Source organism: Kitasatospora sp. SC0581 (assembly GCF_048159585.1).
Lineage (GTDB): Bacteria > Actinomycetota > Actinomycetes > Streptomycetales > Streptomycetaceae > Kitasatospora.
In genome coordinates, this window is the sequence record NZ_JBLRWA010000162.1 from 1 (window position 1) to 417 (window position 417).

Here is a 417-nt window from a genome sequence, read left to right on the forward strand (position 1 = left end):
CCCTGCTCGTTTTATGGATGGGAATTGATGATCGTTCGAAAGTGGCATTGCTGTATTTAAGCGCTTTTGCCCCCCTCTTTCTTGCCACTGTTTCAGGCGTGAAAAAAGTGCCGCAGGACCGTATTCATGCGGCATATACACTGGGTGCATCGAAATGGAAAATGTTGTACCACATTATGCTGCCCTCTGCCCTTCCTGATATTGTAACCGGCCTTCGCACCGCAATTGGTGTGACGTATGCCACACTGGTCGCTGCGGAAATGGTAGCTGCCACTTCGGGATTAGGCTGGATGGTACTTGATGCCAGCAAATATCTGCGCAGTGACATTGTCTTCGCCGGCATTTTCATTATGGCAGGGATCGCCATTCTTATGGATGGCCTAATCAGATGGTTCCAGCACGCAAAATTTTCTTGGG

General features: G+C 49.4%; 1 protein-coding gene. It reads left to right on the plus strand.

The features are described from left to right. Window positions 1-41: 41 nt before the first annotated feature. Window positions 42-417, plus strand: a 376-nt coding sequence (locus ACLWS4_RS37575; RefSeq protein WP_416876514.1) for an ABC transporter permease subunit, incomplete at its 3' end; no start/stop codon positions are given.